Below are 15,009 nucleotides of genomic sequence, written 5' to 3' on the forward strand. Positions count from 1 at the left end.
TGCCCACGCCCAACTGGTCAAGCGCGCCGTCGACGGCCTCAAGGCCCAAGGCGACATGGACGTCCTCTAGCAGCAGGAGCGCTCCGCGTAGATTACCGGCGCGTAACGCGGCGACCGGCAATGACGCCCCGGCACCGTGACATGGCTAAAGTTTGTTCTGTGCGCAACTATTCGCTGGAAACAGTCCCCACGGAATTGGTCGGTCCCTGGCTGGAGCCCCTCATCGACGAGGTCATCGACTTCCGCCGCGACCTGCACGCCCACCCGGAACTGTCCTTCCAGGAGCACCGGACCACGGCCGCCATCTACGACCGGCTGACCGCCGCGGGCCTCTCGCCCCGCCGCCTCGAGGGCACCGGGGTGATCGTGGACGTGGGCGAAGGACCCATTGCGACGGCGCTGCGCGGGGACATTGACGCCCTGCCGATCATTGAGGAGACCGGGCTTCCCTACGCGTCCCGCAACCACGGGGTCACCCACGGCTGCGGGCACGACATCCACACCGCCGCCATGCTCGGCATCGCCCTGGTGCTCTCCCGCATGCACAACGAAAAGCCGCTGGGCGGGACCGTGCGCATCATCTTCCAGCCCGCCGAGGAAACGCTGCCCGGAGGGGCGCTGGCCTGCATCGACCAGGGCGCGCTCGAGGGCGTCCCGCGCATCATGGCGCTGCACTGCGACCCCCGCATCGAGGTGGGCAGGATCGGCACCCGGATCGGCCCGATCACCAGCGCCTCGGACACCATCAAGATTGAACTGACCGGCCGCGGCGGCCACAGCTCGCGCCCGCACCTGACCGAGGACCTCGTCTTCGCACTGGCCCAGATCGCCATCAACGTACCCGCCGTGCTGTCCCGCCGGGTGGACGTGCGCAGCGGCGTGTCCATGGTGTGGGGGCAGATCAACGCCGGCTCGGCGCCGAACGCGATCCCCGGCCACGGCGTCATGAGCGGGACCATGCGCTGCCTGGACCGCGAGGCCTGGCATGCGGCCGGCGAACTGCTCGACGACGTGGTGCAGCAGGTGGCCGCACCGTACGGCGTCGAGGTGCACCTGGAGCACACCCGGGGTGTCCCGCCCGTGGTCAACTCCGAACATGAGACGGCCCTGATTGAGGCTGCCGCGCGTGCCGAACTCGGTGAGGATTCCGTGGTCCTGGCCCCGCAGTCCATGGGCGGGGAGGACTTTGCCTGGTTCCTGCAGGGCGTCCCCGGCTCGTTGATGCGCCTGGGCACCCATGTGCCGGGCGGGGAGGAATACGACCTGCACCGCGGCGACTACATCGTGGACGAGCGCGCGCTGGGCATTGGCATCCGCGTGCTGACGGCTGCCGCCCTGCGGGCCCTCCGCCCCGCGGCCTGAGCCTTCGCCGGTCCAGCCTCCCGACGGAACCAGCCACTTTCGGATCCGGCCGGCCGCGACCGTCAAATTTAAGTTGTGCACAATTAAGTTGTGTACATCCAAATTAAGACGTAGTCTGGTGCCATGCCCGAACGCAGCATCCTTAAACGCCAAGTCTGCTTCTCCCTGTATGCGGCCTCCCGCGCCGCCACCGCCGTCTACCGGCCACTGCTCCAGGACCTGGGCCTGACCTACCCCCAGTACCTGGTCATGCTGCTGCTCTGGGAGCACGACGGCGTTTCCGTCCGGGAGCTGGGGGAGGAGCTGGAGCTGGATTCCGGCACCTTGTCCCCGCTCCTCAAGCGCCTGGAAGCAGCCGGCATGCTGGAGCGCCGGCGGACGCCCGACGACGAACGCCGGGTCGCGGTCCACCTCACCCCGCACGGGGCGGGGCTGCGCGAAAAGGCACTGGCCGTGCCCTCCCACATAGCCGCGGCGGCCGGCCTGACGCCCGACGGGCTGGAACAGCTGAACGCCACGCTCGCCAAGGTCACCGCTGCGCTGCACGCCCACGCCAAGGATCCCGCGCCGTAGCACGCAAGGCAGCCCACAATAGACAACACCCCATCGCCACCCAACCGAAGGAATCCTTCCATGAACGCTTTGTACACCGCACGCGCCCTCGCCACCGGGGACGGCCGCGACGGCCAGGCCCGCACGGACGACGGCAGGCTCGTCGTCGACCTCGCCTCACCTCCTGAAATGGGCGGTTCCGGCCCGGGCACCAACCCGGAACAGCTTTTCGCCGCCGGTTACGCGGCCTGTTTCCATTCGGCCCTGCGCCTCGTGGCCCGCCGGGACAAGGTGGACGCCGCCGGTTCGACCGTCCAGGCCGAGGTGGACCTGGGCACCATTGCCAACGGGGCGTTCGGCATCGCCGTGCGGCTGGAAGTCTCGCTGCCGCACGTCGGGGCCGAGGCGGCCCGGGCGCTGGTCGAAAAGGCCCACCAGGTGTGCCCGTATTCAAATGCGACCCGCGGCAACGTGGATATCCGGCTCACCCTCGCCACGGAAGGGGCCGCAGCATGAGTGCCCTGGTGTCCCGCGAAATCCAGCTTGCCTCCCGGCCGCACGGCTGGCCCGTCCCGGAGAACTTCAGGCTCGCGGAACGGCCCGTGCCCGAGCTTGAAGACGGCGAAGTCCTGGTCCGCAACCTGGCCATGAGCGTGGACCCCTACATGCGCGGGCGGATGAACGACGCCAAGTCCTACAGCGCCCCCTTTGCCCTGGATGCCGCGCTCGACGGCGGCGCCGTGGGTGAGGTGGTGGCGTCCAGGAGCGACGTGCGCAAGGAGGGGGACGTCGTCGTCCATGGACTGGGGTGGCGCGACTACGCGGTGCTCCCGGGCCAGGGCACGAGGAAGGTGGACCCCTCGCTGGCCCGGCCCTCGGCATTCCTGGGGGCGCTGGGCATGACCGGCCTGACAGCCTACGCCGGGCTGACGCGGGTGGCCGCCTTCAAGCCGGGCGAGACGGTCTTTGTTTCCGGGGCCGCGGGGGCCGTGGGATCGCTGGTGGGCCAGGCCGCCAAGGCGCTTGGCGCCGCGCGGGTCATCGGCAGTGCCGGCTCGGCGGAAAAGGTGGCACACCTTCTGGACCTCGGCTTTGACGCGGCCTTCAACTACCACGACGGCCCGGCCCGGGAGCTGCTCCGCGGGGCGCTGGGGTACAGCGGCGGCGTCGACGTCTACTTTGACAACGTGGGCGGCGAGCAGCTGGAGGCGGCCATCTCCGTGATGAACCCGTTCGGGCGGATTGCCCTGTGCGGTGCCATCTCCGCCTACAACACCACCGACGCCACCCCCGCGCCGCGGAACCTGGCCTCGGCGATCGGCAAGCAGCTCACGCTGCGCGGCTTCCTGGTGGGTGCACACCAGGACCTGGCCGGTGAATTCGTGGACAAAATGGCCGGCTGGCTCGCGGCGGGGACCGTCCGCTTTGACGAAACCGTGGTGGAGGGACTGGAAAATGCCCCGCAGGCCTTCATTGACCTGATGCGCGGGGCCAACACGGGAAAGATGGTGGTCACCCTGCCATAGGGTCCGCCCCGCCCCGTCGCCCGCAGGCGCAGATGTTGGTAACGGTTCCCCAACGATGCCGGGCTCCCCCGGGAAACCAGCTACCGGTCAGTAATGACTACCATTACTGTGGTGTCTAACACTGCGCAGGCGGCCGGGGGGTTGGCCATGCGCAATCGTCACCTTATGGAGGAACCTTGAAAAACACTTTTAAGCGCGGGACCACTGTGGGCACTGTGGCCCTGGGGGCAATGGCGCTCCTGCTCACCGGCTGCGGCCAGGCGCCGGCACCCGCCGGCGGCGGAAGCACCGGCGGAAACGCCGCCGCCGCGAACTACCTTGGCTGCATCGTCTCGGACTCCGGCGGCTTCGACGACCAGTCCTTCAACCAGTCCTCCTATGAGGGCCTGAAGAAGACCGTGGCGGATCTTGGCATCAAGATGAAGGAGGCACAGTCCACCACCAAGGCCGACTTTGAGCCCAACCTGAACCAGATGGCCAACGCCGGCTGCAACCTCACGTTCACGGTCGGCTTCCTGCTGGCCGACGCCACCAAGAAGGTGGCCACGGCGGATCCCAAGCTGCACTTCGCCATCATCGATGACAACTCCATCAAGCTGCCCAACGTCAAGCCCGTGGTGTACGACACCGCCCAGGCCGCGTTCCTGGCCGGCTACACGGCGGCCTCCGTATCCAAGACCGGCAAGGTGGGCACCTTTGGCGGCATCAACATCCCCACGGTCACCATCTTCATGGACGGCTTTGCCGAGGGCGTTGCCTACTACAACAAGCAGCAGTCCAAGAACGTCCAGGTGCTGGGCTGGAACGTGGCCAGCCAGCAGGGCCTGTTCGCCAACACCTTTGACATCATCCAGGAAGGCACCAAGGCCACCAACAACCTCATCGGTGAGGGCGCCGACGTCGTCATGCCGGTGGCCGGCCCGCTCGGCAAGGGCGCCGGGGACGCCATCCTGGCCGCCAACAAGGGCGGCAAGGACGTCAAGCTGGTCTGGGTCGACTCGGACGGCTACCTGACGGCCCCCACCTACAAGTCCATCCTGCTGACCTCGGTCATCAAGACCATGGGCGACGCCGTGGAGACCATCGTCAAGGACGACCTCGCCGGCAAGTACAGCGCCACCCCGTACGTGGGCACCCTGGACAACGGCGGTGTGGCCCTGGCCCCGTTCCACGACCTGGACTCGGCCGTCAGCGCCGACACCAAGAGCCAGCTCGCCACGATCAAGAAGGGCATCATCGACGGCTCCATCAAGGTGGAGTCGAAGTCCAGCCCGAAGTAGGAAAAACGAAACATCGTTGAACTGATGCGCCGTACCGACAGCACTCGCTGGAGGTGCGGCGCACAGTGGCGTTCAGCCGCAACGTTCCGCATAAACTTTTTTTCGTAGACGGGTTAAATCCTTGAAACTTGAACTCAAGGGCATCACCAAAAGTTTCGGTGCCCTCGTAGCCAACGACCACATTGACCTGGTGGTTGCCTCGGGTGAGATTCACAGCCTCCTTGGCGAAAACGGCGCCGGCAAATCCACCCTCATGAATGTCCTGTACGGCCTGTATGAACCCACGGCCGGCGAAATCCTCATTGACGACAAACCCGTGAAATTCTCCGGCCCGGCTGATGCCATGGCAGCCGGAATTGGCATGGTCCACCAGCACTTCATGCTGGTCCCGGTCTTCACGGTTGCCGAGAACGTGGCCCTGGGCGGGGAAAGCACCGGTTTTGCCGGCATCCTTGACCTGGAGGACACGCGCCGGAAGATCCGGGAAATTTCCGCCCGCTTCGGCTTCCACGTGGACCCCGACGCGCTCGTGGAGGAAATCCCCGTCGGCGTGCAGCAGCGCGTGGAAATCATCAAGGCGCTGGTGCGCAACGCCAAGATCCTGATCCTGGACGAGCCCTCCGCCGTGCTGACGCCCCAGGAAACCGATGAACTGATGGACATCATGGCCCAGTTGAAGGCCGGAGGGACATCCATCGTGTTCATTTCCCACAAGCTGCGCGAGGTGAAGGCCGTCTCGGACACCATCACCGTCATCCGCCGCGGCAAGGTGGTGGGCTCCGCCGATCCGGACGCCTCCACCACGGAGCTGGCCTCCATGATGGTGGGCCGCTCCGTCAGCCTCACCCTGGAGAAGGCCGACGCCCAGCCCGGCGAGGAGACCTTCAAGGTCACCGGGCTGACGGTGATGAACGACGCCGGCCAGCGCCTCGTGGACGACGTCACCTTCGCCGTGGCGGACGGGGAGATCCTCGCCGTCGCCGGTGTCCAGGGCAACGGCCAGACCGAACTGACCGAGGCCGTGCTGGGGCTCCACAAGCACGTCCAGGGATCCATCATGCTGGACGGGAAGGAACTGGTGGGCCGCAGCGTCCGCCAGGTCCTCGACGCCGGCGTCGGCTTTGTCCCCGAGGACCGGCAGGACGACGGCCTCGTGGGGGAGTTCTCCATCGCCGAAAACCTGGTCCTGGACCTCTACACCAAGGAACCGTACTCACGGTTTGGTGCCATGAACCGGGCCGTCATCGCCAAAAGTGCGCAGGAAAAGGTTGCCGAATTTGACGTCCGCGCCCAGTCCGCGCAGGACGCGGCGGACACCCTCTCGGGCGGAAACCAGCAGAAGGTGGTGCTGGCCCGCGAATTGGCCCGCCCGCTGAAGCTGTTCATCGCCTCCCAGCCCACCCGTGGCGTGGACGTGGGGTCCATCGAGTTCCTGCACAAGCGCATTGTGGCCGAGCGCGACGCCGGCACGCCCGTCATCATCGTCTCCACCGAGCTGGACGAGGTGCTCGAGCTCGGCGACAGGATCGCCGTGCTGTTCGCCGGCAGGCTCATGGGCATTGTGCCCGGAAAGTCCAGCCGTGAACTGCTGGGCCTGATGATGGCGGGGCTGACCGCCGAAGAGGCACAGGCGCAGCTGGACGCCCCCGTAGGGGATAGCACAGCCGGGGACGCCCCCGCAGGGGACAGCACCGCCGGAAACACCGAAGGAGGCGCTCATGAGTGAGACGCAGGCAGTCAAGGAACCCGTGCCCCCGGCGAAGGAAGGCCAGGGATCGCAGGTCATCCGGGAGATCATGGGCGGCAACGCCCTCATCTCCGTGCTCGCCGTCGTCGTGGCCCTGGTGATCGGCGGCATCCTGATCGCCGTCACCGATCCGCGCGTCGCCACCGCCTCGGGCTACTTTTTCGCCGATCCCGGCGCCACGTTTTCGGCCATCTGGTCCGCGGTGTCGGAGGCCTACGGCGCCCTGTGGCGCGGGGCCACCTACGATCCCACGGCCCGCACCTGGCAGGGCCAGCTGGGCATTTTTGAGACGCTGACCTTCGCCACCCCGCTGATACTCGCCGGCCTGGCAGTGACGCTGGCGTTCCGCACGGGCCTGTTCAACATTGGTGCGCAGGGCCAGATCATCCTCGGCGCCACCTTTGCCGGCGCCGTCGGCTTCGGCATGCACCTTCCGCCGGTCATCCACCTGTTGGTTGTGATCCTGGCCGGCGCCATTGGCGGCGCGATCTGGGGCGGCATCGCCGGATTCCTGAAGGCGAGGACCGGCGCCCACGAGGTGATCGTGACGATCATGCTCAACTACATTGCCATCTCCCTGGTCCTGTACCTGCTGAAAAACCAGCTCAAGGACCCCAACAGCACCAACCCGATCAGCCCGCAGATGGACGACAACGCGGTGTTGCCGCTGCTGCTGGGTCCCAACTTCCGGGTCCACGCGGGGCTGATCATCGCCGTCCTGGCCGTGATTGGCGTGTCCTGGCTGCTGAACCGTTCCACGCTCGGCTTTGAATACCGCGCCATCGGCGCCAATCCCAAGGCCGCACGCACCGCGGGCATGCTGGTCTCCCGCGGCTACATCACCGTCATGCTCATCTCCGGCGCCCTGGCGGGCCTGGCCGGCGTGGCCCAAATTGCCGGCACGGAGAAATCCCTCGACTCGGAAATTGCCGGCAGCATCGGCTTTGACGCCATCACCGTGGCGCTGCTGGGGCGCTCCAAGCCGTGGGGCACCTTCTTTGCCGCCCTGCTCTTTGGCGCGTTCAAGGCAGGCGGCACCTCCATGGCGGTCAACGCCGACGTTTCCATTGACATTGTTGCGGTGGTGCAGTCACTGATCGTGCTGTTCATCGCCGCCCCGCCCTTGATCCGGTCCATCTTCCGCATCAAGGCCGCCCGCCGTGAAGGAGCCAGCGCATGAGCGTCACAGCCAACATCACGCCGTCCAGGGCCGCGGACCGCGTCGCCGTCCGCAGCTGGAAGCTTCCCGTCCTGTTCGGCGTGCTGGCCCTGTTCGCCGTCATCGTCTTTGCCGTGCTGGGACCGGACGGGGACGCAACGTTCCGCATCTCCCAGGAGGGGGACGCGTGGCAGGTGCCGGACCTGGCCGTGCCCGCCAAGGTGTTCGGCGTCGTCGTTGCCGCCCTTTGCGTCCTGCTGGCCGTGCGCGCGTACCGGCAGATGAAAAACGAGGGCCGCATTGACAAGTGGGTGGCGATGACGTTCACCGCGGCGTTCGTCATCGGGCTGCTCGTGTGGATCATCGGCGGCACCAAGACGCAGAACATCACCCTGGTGGGCTTGTTCACCGGCGCCATGTTGATCACCACTCCGCTCGTTTTCGGCTCGCTGTCCGGCGTGCTGTGTGAGCGCTCCGGCGTGGTCAACATCGCCATTGAGGGCCAGCTGCTGGCCGGCGCCTTTACGGCGTCGCTGGTCTCCTCCATCACGCACAACGCCTATGCGGGCCTGTTCGCCGCCGCGGTGGCGGGCGTGCTGGTTTCCTTCCTGCTGGCCGCATTCAGCATCAAGTACGTGGTCAACCAGATCATTGTGGGCGTGGTGCTGAACGTGCTGGTGTCCGGGCTGACCGGCTTCCTGTTTGAAAAGATCATGAAGATCAAGGTCGACGGCGCCACCATCTACAACCAGCCGGCCCAGCTGCCGGAGGTGCCCATCCCGTTCCTGTCGCAGATCCCGGTCATCGGGCCCACCCTGTTCCGCCAGTCCATCATCGGCTACCTCATGCTGGTGCTGGTGGCCGCCGTCTGGTTCGGCCTGTTCCGCACCCGCTGGGGGCTGCGCATCCGGGCGGTCGGCGAGCACCCCAAGGCGGCCGACACGGTGGGCATCAACGTCAACCGGACCCGTTTCCTGAACGTGCTGGCCGGCGGTGCCGTGGCCGGCGTCGGCGGCGCCTACTTCACGCTCGTGGCGGTGAGCAGCTTCAGCAAGGACATGACCGGCGGGCTCGGGTTCATCGCCCTGGCGGCGTTGATCTTTGGCCGCTGGAACCCGATCGGCGCAGCGCTTGCGGCCCTGTTGTTTGGCGTTGCCGGCAACCTGCAGAGCATCCTCTCGCTGGCCGGCACGCCCATCGACGGACAGTTCCTGGCCATGCTGCCGTACGCGCTGACCATCCTGGCCGTCTCCGGATTCGTGGGCAAGTCCCGTGCGCCCGCGGCCGACGGCGAACCGTACATCAAGGGATAGGGGAGCAGATGGACACCATGGACAACGCCGCCCAGGGCGCCGGGGCCGGCTTCGCCGCTGCTGCGGACATCGGCCAGGCGGACTGGGACGCGCTGCACGCGGCGGCCTCCGCCGCCATGGGCCGGGCCTACGCGCCGTATTCGAAGTACCCCGTGGGCGCCGCAGCCCTGCTCGACGACGGGCGGGTGGTGTCCGGCTGCAACGTCGAAAATGCCAGCTACGGGCTGACGCTGTGCGCCGAATGCACCATGGTGGGCGCCCTGCAGATGGGCGGCGGCGGTCGCATCCGCGCCTTTTACTGCGTGGATGCGGCCGGTGCCGTGCTCATGCCCTGCGGGCGCTGCCGCCAGCTCCTGTACGAATTCCGGGCACCGGGCATGGTGCTGATGACCGGACACGGAATCCGCACCATGGAACAAATACTGCCGGACGCCTTTGGCCCGGAGAACCTGGAGGACCCATCATGAGCGCGCACGCCTACAACGGCCCGGCCTTTGACGCCGTGGACATCATCCGCACCAAACGGGACCGCGGCACGCTGGGCGCGGACCAGATCGCCTGGACCATCGACGCCTACACGCGCGGAACCATCGCCGACGAACAAATGGCGGCCCTGAACATGGCCATCCTGCTCAACGGCATGGACCGGGCGGAAATCTCGCAATGGACCACCGCCATGATCAACTCGGGGGAGCGGATGGACTTCGCGGCCCTGCGCACGCCGGCCGGGACCCCCATGGCCACAACCGACAAGCACTCCACGGGCGGCGTGGGGGACAAGATCACGCTGCCACTGGCCCCGCTCGTGGCCGTGTTCGGCGTGGCCGTCCCGCAGCTGTCCGGGCGGGGGCTGGGCCACACCGGCGGGACGCTGGACAAGCTCGAGGCCATTCCCGGCTGGCGTGCGGACCTCAGCAACGCGGAGATGATGCGCCAGCTTTCCGAGGTGGGCGCCGTGATCTGCGCCGCGGGTGCCGGCCTGGCCCCGGCGGACAAGAAGCTCTACGCCTTGCGCGACGTCACAGGCACGGTTGAGGCCATCCCGCTGATCGCCTCCTCGATCATGAGCAAGAAGATCGCCGAAGGCACCGGGGCCCTGGTCCTGGACGTCAAGGTGGGCTCCGGGGCGTTCATGAAGGACGAATCCATGGCCCGTGAACTGGCGGAAACCATGGTGGCCCTGGGCAGGGACGCCGGCGTCAACACGGTGGCGCTGCTGACGGACATGTCCACGCCGCTGGGCCTGACCGCCGGAAACGCCATCGAGGTGGAGGAGTCGGTGGAGGTGCTGGCCGGCGGGGGGCCGGAGGACGTCGTCGAACTGACCGTGAGGCTGGCAGAGGAGATGCTCCGGGCCGCCGGCGTGCATGATGCCGACCCGGCCGCCGCCCTGCGGGACGGCCGGGCCATGGACGTGTGGCGGCGGATGATTGCGGCCCAGGGCGGCGACCCGGACGCGGCGCTGCCGGTGGCCCGCGAGTCGGAGACCGTCTACGCCCCGGCCGACGGCGTGCTGGTGGGCTTGGATGCGATGGCCGTGGGCGTGGCCGCCTGGCGCCTCGGTGCGGGCCGGGCCCGCAAGGAGGATGTGGTGCAGGCGGGCGCGGGTGTGCGCATGCACGCCAAGCCCGGTGCCCTGGTCCGCGCCGGCGAACCGCTCATGACGCTGCTGACGGACACGCCGGAGAAGTTCGGCCGGGCCAGGGAGGCCCTGGAAGGTGCCGTGTTGATCGCCCCGGAAGGTTCCCGCCCGGCCAGGAAGCTCATCCTCGACCGCATCGCCTAATACGGACGCTCGGTTGCAACCGGGGGTGTTTTTCCCGACCCTCCCGCGCAACCGGGGCGCATATGGCAAACCCTCCCGCGCGAGCGGCAAAAGCGTTGCAAAATAGTGCCCCGGTTGCAACCGGGGGACGGTGGAATGTGCCCCGGTTGCAACCGGGGGTTGGTGGTCATATGGCGGTGTGGGAAGACGGACCAAATGTCGGCCGCTGGGTGGATGCCTGCACACAGGTAGACGTGGGAAACTAAGGAATAACACCCCGCCAGAGGAGAGGAACCATCCCCGGTGGACTTTTTGCACATCGTCAGCCAGATCAACTACGTCCTTGCGCATTCTTCCGCGCAGTGGTGGGTCATTCCCGTGGTTGGCCTGTTCTGCCTGATCGACGGGTTTTTCCTCTTCCTGCCCAGCGAAACCGCCATCGTGGCCTTGGCCTCCATCTCGCTGCGCACCGGCCACCCGAACATTTGGCTGCTCATGGCCGGCGCCGCCCTTGGTGCCATCATTGGCGACAACATCGCCTACTTCATGGGGAACAAGCTCGGCACCACCCGTTTCAAATGGATGCGCAAGCCCCGGGGCGCCAAGGCATTCGCCTGGGCGGGACGCGAACTCGACAAGCGCGGGGCCATCCTCATTTTCACGGCCCGCTACATCCCCGTGGGCCGCATAGCGGTCAACTTCACGGCAGGTGCCACGCGGTTTCCGTGGCGGCGGTTCGTGCTGCTGGACGGCATCGCGGTGCTGACGTGGGTCGTGTACTCGGCCTCGGTGGGACGGGTCGCCGGTCGCTGGGTGCACCACAATCCGCTCCTGGGCGTGGGCATCGCCATTGCCTTCGCGATCGTCATCGGCTTTATCGTGGACCACGCCATGAAAATCCTGCACCACCAGCTGGAGAAGCGCGGACGGCTGGCCCCGCGCCCCGAACCCGGCGCCCATGCAGCCCAGCTCGCCGCCCAGGCCCTCGCCGCGGCCGCGGCCCACGCGGCCGGCGCCGAAGCTGCCGGGCCACAGCCCGGCAGCCACGGTGCCGCCGGCGGCCACGGCGCCGCCGGCATCCATGGCACCCCGGGAACCCCCGCGTCAGCCGGCTCCCAAGCCGGGGCCCAAGCCGGGGCCGGACCGGCCGGCGTCGTACCCGGGCCGCCGGCAGGCCCGCAGGATACGCCCTTAGCGCACCGGACCGGCCAAAACTAGCGCGCACCGGCGCCGCATCCCTAAAGTAGGGCTTGTGACTAATCCAACAGAGCACCAGCACCCCGAATCCCAGCCCGCAGTGGGCATCAAGACCCTGCCCAAGGTCTCCCTGCACGACCACCTCGACGGCGGCCTGCGCCCGGCCACGATCATCGAGCTGGCGGCCGAAGTGGGCCACGAGCTGCCAGCCACCGACCCGGAGGGGCTGCGCCAGTGGTTCCTGGATTCGGCCGATTCCGGCTCCCTGGTGCGCTACCTGGAGACCTTTGACCACACGATTGCCGTGATGCAGACCCATGACGCCCTGGTGCGCGTGGCCCGCGAGTTCGTCGAGGACCTGGCGGACGACGGCGTGGTGTACGGCGAGGTGCGCTGGGCACCCGAGCAGCACCTCACCAAGGGGCTGTCGCTCGACGAGGCGGTCGAGGCCGTGCAGGAAGGCCTGGAGGAAGGCATGGACGCCGTGGACGAGGCCGGCGGCTACATCGAGGTGGGCCAGCTCGTCACCGCCATGCGCCATGCCGACCGCGGCTCCGAGATCGCACAGCTGGCCGTGCGCCACCGCGACAACGGCGTGGTGGGCTTCGACATTGCCGGCGCCGAGGACGGCTTCCTGCCCTCCCGCTTCACCGAGGCCTTCACCTACCTGGCCGAAAACAACTTCCCGGCCACCGTCCACGCCGGCGAGGCCGCCGGGCTGGACAGCATCCAGGACGCGCTGGTCCACGGCCGCGCCCTGCGCCTGGGCCACGGCGTGCGCATCGCCGAGGACATCCACCTGGACGTCCAGGAGGAGGACGGGCACGACGTCGGCACCGTCACCCTGGGCGACCTGGCCCAGTGGGTGCGCGACCGCCAGATCCCGCTGGAGCTGTGCCCGTCCTCGAACCTGCAGACCGGCGCCGTGGCCGCCTTCGGCACCACGATCTCCGAGCACCCCATCGACCTGCTCCACCAGCTCGGCTTCAACGTCACGGTCAACACCGACAACCGGCTCATGAGCGGGGTGACCCTGACCGGGGAGTTCGAGCTGCTGGCCGAAACCTTCGGCTACGACCTGGAGACTATCCTGGAGCTGACCCTCAACGCCGTCCACGCCGCGTTCCTGCCGATCGAGGCACGCGAACAGCTGGCCGACTACATCATCGAGTGCTACGACGACGTCCTGGACGGTGATGACGAGGACTGACCCGCAGTCCCGCCCGGCGGGTGCGGGCGTGGCAGGCGGTGCCGGTGCCGCGCTGGACCGGCTCGCCTCGGTGGTGGCCGACCTGCGGGAGCACTGCCTGTGGACGGCGGCGCTGACCCACCGTTCGCTCATCGCCTACCTGGTGGAGGAGTCCTACGAGCTGGCCGACGTTGTGGAGGCGCCCGGCGAGCTGGATGTTGGGGCGCTCAGGGGCGAACTCGGGGACATCCTCTACCAGGTGGTGCTGCACGCCCTGCTGCAGTCCGAGGCCGGCGGCTTCACGCTGGCGGACGTGGCGGACCAGCTGGCCGAAAAACTCATCCGGCGCAACAGCCACGTGTTCCGCCCCGACGGCACGCTCCAGCCCTCCTTTCCGGACTCGATTGCGGCCATTGAACGGAACTACACCGCCGAGAAGGCCCGGGAACGCACCGGTCCGTCGTCGGTGTTTGATTCATTGCCGGCCGCCATGCCCGCCCTGGCGCTCGCCGCAAAAACCCTGGAACGCGCCGGTGCCGGCCCGGCCACGGCCGGCCCCTCCGCCCAACCAGCCACGCCCCGAACGGAAGAAGAGCTCGGCGAGGCGCTGTTCGACGTCGTCCGGGCCGCCCGGGCGCAGGGCCTGGACGCCGAACGCGCGCTGCGGACGGCGGTCCGCCGCTTCCAGGAACAGCACACCCCGGGGGAGTGAAAGCACGCAGGATGCCGGTACGGGCCTTTGATGCTGGATTTGCGGGATCAAAGGCCCACGCCGGCATCCGGTTTGCGCCGCGGGGAGCCTGCGGTTATTCGGCCAGCAGCTTGTAGATGGTGCGGCGGGCGGCGTCGAGGGCCTCCGTGGCGGCCCGCAATTGTTCCTCCGTGCCGCTGTGGCCAACCTGGTGGACCGCCCCCATCAGCTTGCCGATGCTTTGGCGCAGCTCGCTGCCGGCCCCGGCCTCCTCGCTGACGTCGGCCCAGACGGCGGCCATCTCCTCCGGGTGCTCGGCCACGTAGCTGCGGCCCGCCCCGGTCAATTCAAATTCGGTCCGCTTGCCCTTGCCCGTCGACTCGATCAGCCCCTCGGCCTGCAGGGCGGCCAGCGCCGGGTAGATCGAGCCGGGGCTGGGGCGCCACGCGCCGTCGGTGTGGGTGGCGATGGCGCCGATCATGCCGTAGCCGTTGTAGCTGTGCTGGCTGAGCAGGGACAGGATGGCGCTGCGGACGTTGCCCTTGCGGACCCGCCCGCCCCGGCCAAATCCGCCCCGGAAGCCGGGGCCGAAGCCGCCACCGAAGCCCGGGCCAAAGCCGGGGCCGAAGCCCGGTCCGAAACCCCTGCCCGGCCCCGGGCCGAAGCCGGGGCCCCTACCTGGGCCGAACCCGGGGCGGCCGCCGAATTCCTCGTCGTCGTCCGAGGGGGTGCCGCGCCCGCCCCCGCGGGGTCCGAAGCCGGGGCCGAACCCCGGTTCACAGCCGGCGTCCCGGCCGAAGTCCCGGCCGAATCCGGGTCCGAAGCCCGGGACAAATCCGCCGCGGCGCTTGCCGTGGTGGTGTCCATGGTGGCCATGGCCGCCGGGAAAACCGCCGTGCTCGTCGCCGTCGAATTCCCCGCCGTCGTGGTCCGTGGGCCCGGTGTCTCCGGGGCCGGGGCCCCTGGTGCCAAAGTCCTGGGGTCCGGGGCCCCCTGGGATGTTGTTTTCCGGGTCGTTGATGCCGTTCATGGTGAAAACCTGTTCTGTGAAAGTGGTGTGTCCGTGGAGGGCCGGTGCCGGGCTGCCCCGGGAGGATCCGAACGTGGATTTCCCGGGTGGGGGCCGGCCTGGATGTGAAGCGGCGGGCTGTGGGCGGCCCGTGGAACTTCACGCTGGGGATGGCTTCCTCTCGCTGGCAATTTCTAGCGATAGTTAACGATATATCGC

General features: G+C 68.2%; 14 protein-coding genes. 13 read left to right on the forward strand and 1 reads right to left on the reverse strand.

Annotation, left to right across the window (positions count from 1 at the left end; genetic code table 11):
- The first annotated feature begins 159 nt into the window (after nucleotides 1-159).
- From G6035_RS14885 to G6035_RS14945, 13 genes are all read left to right on the forward strand, one after another.
- Nucleotides 160-1,362 (forward strand): amidohydrolase, encoded by a 1,203-nt coding sequence (locus tag G6035_RS14885; RefSeq protein ID WP_176617888.1) that lies wholly within the window; start codon nucleotides 160-162, stop codon nucleotides 1,360-1,362.
- Nucleotides 1,363-1,485: 123 nt separating this feature from the next.
- Nucleotides 1,486-1,935, forward strand: a complete 450-nt coding sequence (locus G6035_RS14890; protein ID WP_176617889.1) for a MarR family winged helix-turn-helix transcriptional regulator — start codon at nucleotides 1,486-1,488, stop codon at nucleotides 1,933-1,935.
- A gap of 60 nt (nucleotides 1,936-1,995) precedes the next feature.
- Nucleotides 1,996-2,430, forward strand: coding sequence for an organic hydroperoxide resistance protein (locus G6035_RS14895; protein WP_176617890.1), 435 nt, complete (start codon nucleotides 1,996-1,998; stop codon nucleotides 2,428-2,430).
- Entirely contained in the window at nucleotides 2,427-3,440 is a 1,014-nt protein-coding gene (locus G6035_RS14900) for an NADP-dependent oxidoreductase (RefSeq protein ID WP_176617891.1), read from the forward strand. Before G6035_RS14895 ends, G6035_RS14900 begins: the two co-directional genes overlap by 4 nt.
- 230 nt (nucleotides 3,441-3,670) lie before the next feature.
- Nucleotides 3,671-4,720: a BMP family protein gene (locus G6035_RS14905; RefSeq protein WP_176617929.1), complete on the forward strand. Its 1,050-nt coding sequence runs from the start codon at nucleotides 3,671-3,673 to the stop codon at nucleotides 4,718-4,720.
- A 121-nt stretch (nucleotides 4,721-4,841) separates the two neighbouring features.
- A complete protein-coding gene (locus G6035_RS14910) occupies nucleotides 4,842-6,446 on the forward strand; it encodes an ABC transporter ATP-binding protein (protein ID WP_176617892.1) in 1,605 nt (534 codons plus the stop codon).
- On the forward strand, nucleotides 6,439-7,647 hold the full coding sequence (locus tag G6035_RS14915) for an ABC transporter permease (protein ID WP_176617893.1): 1,209 nt from the start codon (nucleotides 6,439-6,441) through the stop codon (nucleotides 7,645-7,647). Before G6035_RS14910 ends, G6035_RS14915 begins: the two co-directional genes overlap by 8 nt.
- Nucleotides 7,644-8,939 carry an ABC transporter permease gene (locus tag G6035_RS14920; protein ID WP_176617894.1) on the forward strand — a complete coding sequence of 432 codons (1,296 nt, stop codon included), beginning with the start codon at nucleotides 7,644-7,646 and terminating at the stop codon, nucleotides 8,937-8,939. The genes G6035_RS14915 and G6035_RS14920 overlap by 4 nt, the downstream gene beginning before the upstream one ends.
- Nucleotides 8,940-8,947: 8 nt before the next feature.
- The gene (locus G6035_RS14925; protein ID WP_256128022.1) at nucleotides 8,948-9,406 is read left to right on the forward strand and encodes a cytidine deaminase; all 459 of its coding nucleotides are present in this window, start codon (nucleotides 8,948-8,950) and stop codon (nucleotides 9,404-9,406) included.
- A complete protein-coding gene (locus G6035_RS14930; RefSeq protein ID WP_176617895.1) occupies nucleotides 9,403-10,725 on the forward strand; it encodes a thymidine phosphorylase in 1,323 nt (440 codons plus the stop codon). The genes G6035_RS14925 and G6035_RS14930 overlap by 4 nt, the downstream gene beginning before the upstream one ends.
- A gap of 282 nt (nucleotides 10,726-11,007) precedes the next feature.
- Entirely contained in the window at nucleotides 11,008-11,922 is a 915-nt protein-coding gene (locus tag G6035_RS14935) for a DedA family protein (RefSeq protein ID WP_176617896.1), read from the forward strand.
- 34 nt (nucleotides 11,923-11,956) lie between these two features.
- Nucleotides 11,957-13,111 carry an adenosine deaminase gene (locus G6035_RS14940; protein WP_176617897.1) on the forward strand — a complete coding sequence of 385 codons (1,155 nt, stop codon included), beginning with the start codon at nucleotides 11,957-11,959 and terminating at the stop codon, nucleotides 13,109-13,111.
- Nucleotides 13,098-13,802, forward strand: a complete 705-nt coding sequence (locus G6035_RS14945; protein WP_176617898.1) for a MazG nucleotide pyrophosphohydrolase domain-containing protein — start codon at nucleotides 13,098-13,100, stop codon at nucleotides 13,800-13,802. Before G6035_RS14940 ends, G6035_RS14945 begins: the two co-directional genes overlap by 14 nt.
- Nucleotides 13,803-13,896: 94 nt before the next feature.
- Here the strand turns inward: G6035_RS14945 and G6035_RS20410 are convergent, their stop codons facing one another.
- Nucleotides 13,897-14,811 (reverse strand): PadR family transcriptional regulator, encoded by a 915-nt coding sequence (locus tag G6035_RS20410; protein WP_176617899.1) that lies wholly within the window; start codon nucleotides 14,809-14,811, stop codon nucleotides 13,897-13,899.
- Between the last annotated feature and the right edge of the window lie 198 nt (nucleotides 14,812-15,009).

The sequence above is a fragment of the Arthrobacter sp. SDTb3-6 genome (genome assembly GCF_013376095.1).
Classification (GTDB): domain Bacteria; phylum Actinomycetota; class Actinomycetes; order Actinomycetales; family Micrococcaceae; genus Specibacter.

Excerpts from the sequence above, each read along its gene's own strand:
- G6035_RS14890 (WP_176617889.1), top strand. The coding sequence starts at position 1,486 with ATGCCCGAACGCAGCATCCTTAAACGCCAAGTCTGCTTCTCCCTGTAT.
- G6035_RS14895 (WP_176617890.1), top strand. The coding sequence starts at position 1,996 with ATGAACGCTTTGTACACCGCACGCGCCCTCGCCACCGGGGACGGCCGC.
- G6035_RS14900 (WP_176617891.1), top strand. The coding sequence starts at position 2,427 with ATGAGTGCCCTGGTGTCCCGCGAAATCCAGCTTGCCTCCCGGCCGCAC.
- G6035_RS14905 (WP_176617929.1), top strand. The coding sequence starts at position 3,671 with ATGGCGCTCCTGCTCACCGGCTGCGGCCAGGCGCCGGCACCCGCCGGC.
- G6035_RS14915 (WP_176617893.1), top strand. The coding sequence starts at position 6,439 with ATGAGTGAGACGCAGGCAGTCAAGGAACCCGTGCCCCCGGCGAAGGAA.
- G6035_RS14920 (WP_176617894.1), top strand. The coding sequence starts at position 7,644 with ATGAGCGTCACAGCCAACATCACGCCGTCCAGGGCCGCGGACCGCGTC.
- G6035_RS14925 (WP_256128022.1), top strand. The coding sequence starts at position 8,948 with ATGGACACCATGGACAACGCCGCCCAGGGCGCCGGGGCCGGCTTCGCC.
- G6035_RS14930 (WP_176617895.1), top strand. The coding sequence starts at position 9,403 with ATGAGCGCGCACGCCTACAACGGCCCGGCCTTTGACGCCGTGGACATC.
- G6035_RS14945 (WP_176617898.1), top strand. The coding sequence starts at position 13,098 with ATGACGAGGACTGACCCGCAGTCCCGCCCGGCGGGTGCGGGCGTGGCA.
- G6035_RS20410 (WP_176617899.1), bottom strand. The coding sequence starts at position 14,811 with ATGAACGGCATCAACGACCCGGAAAACAACATCCCAGGGGGCCCCGGA.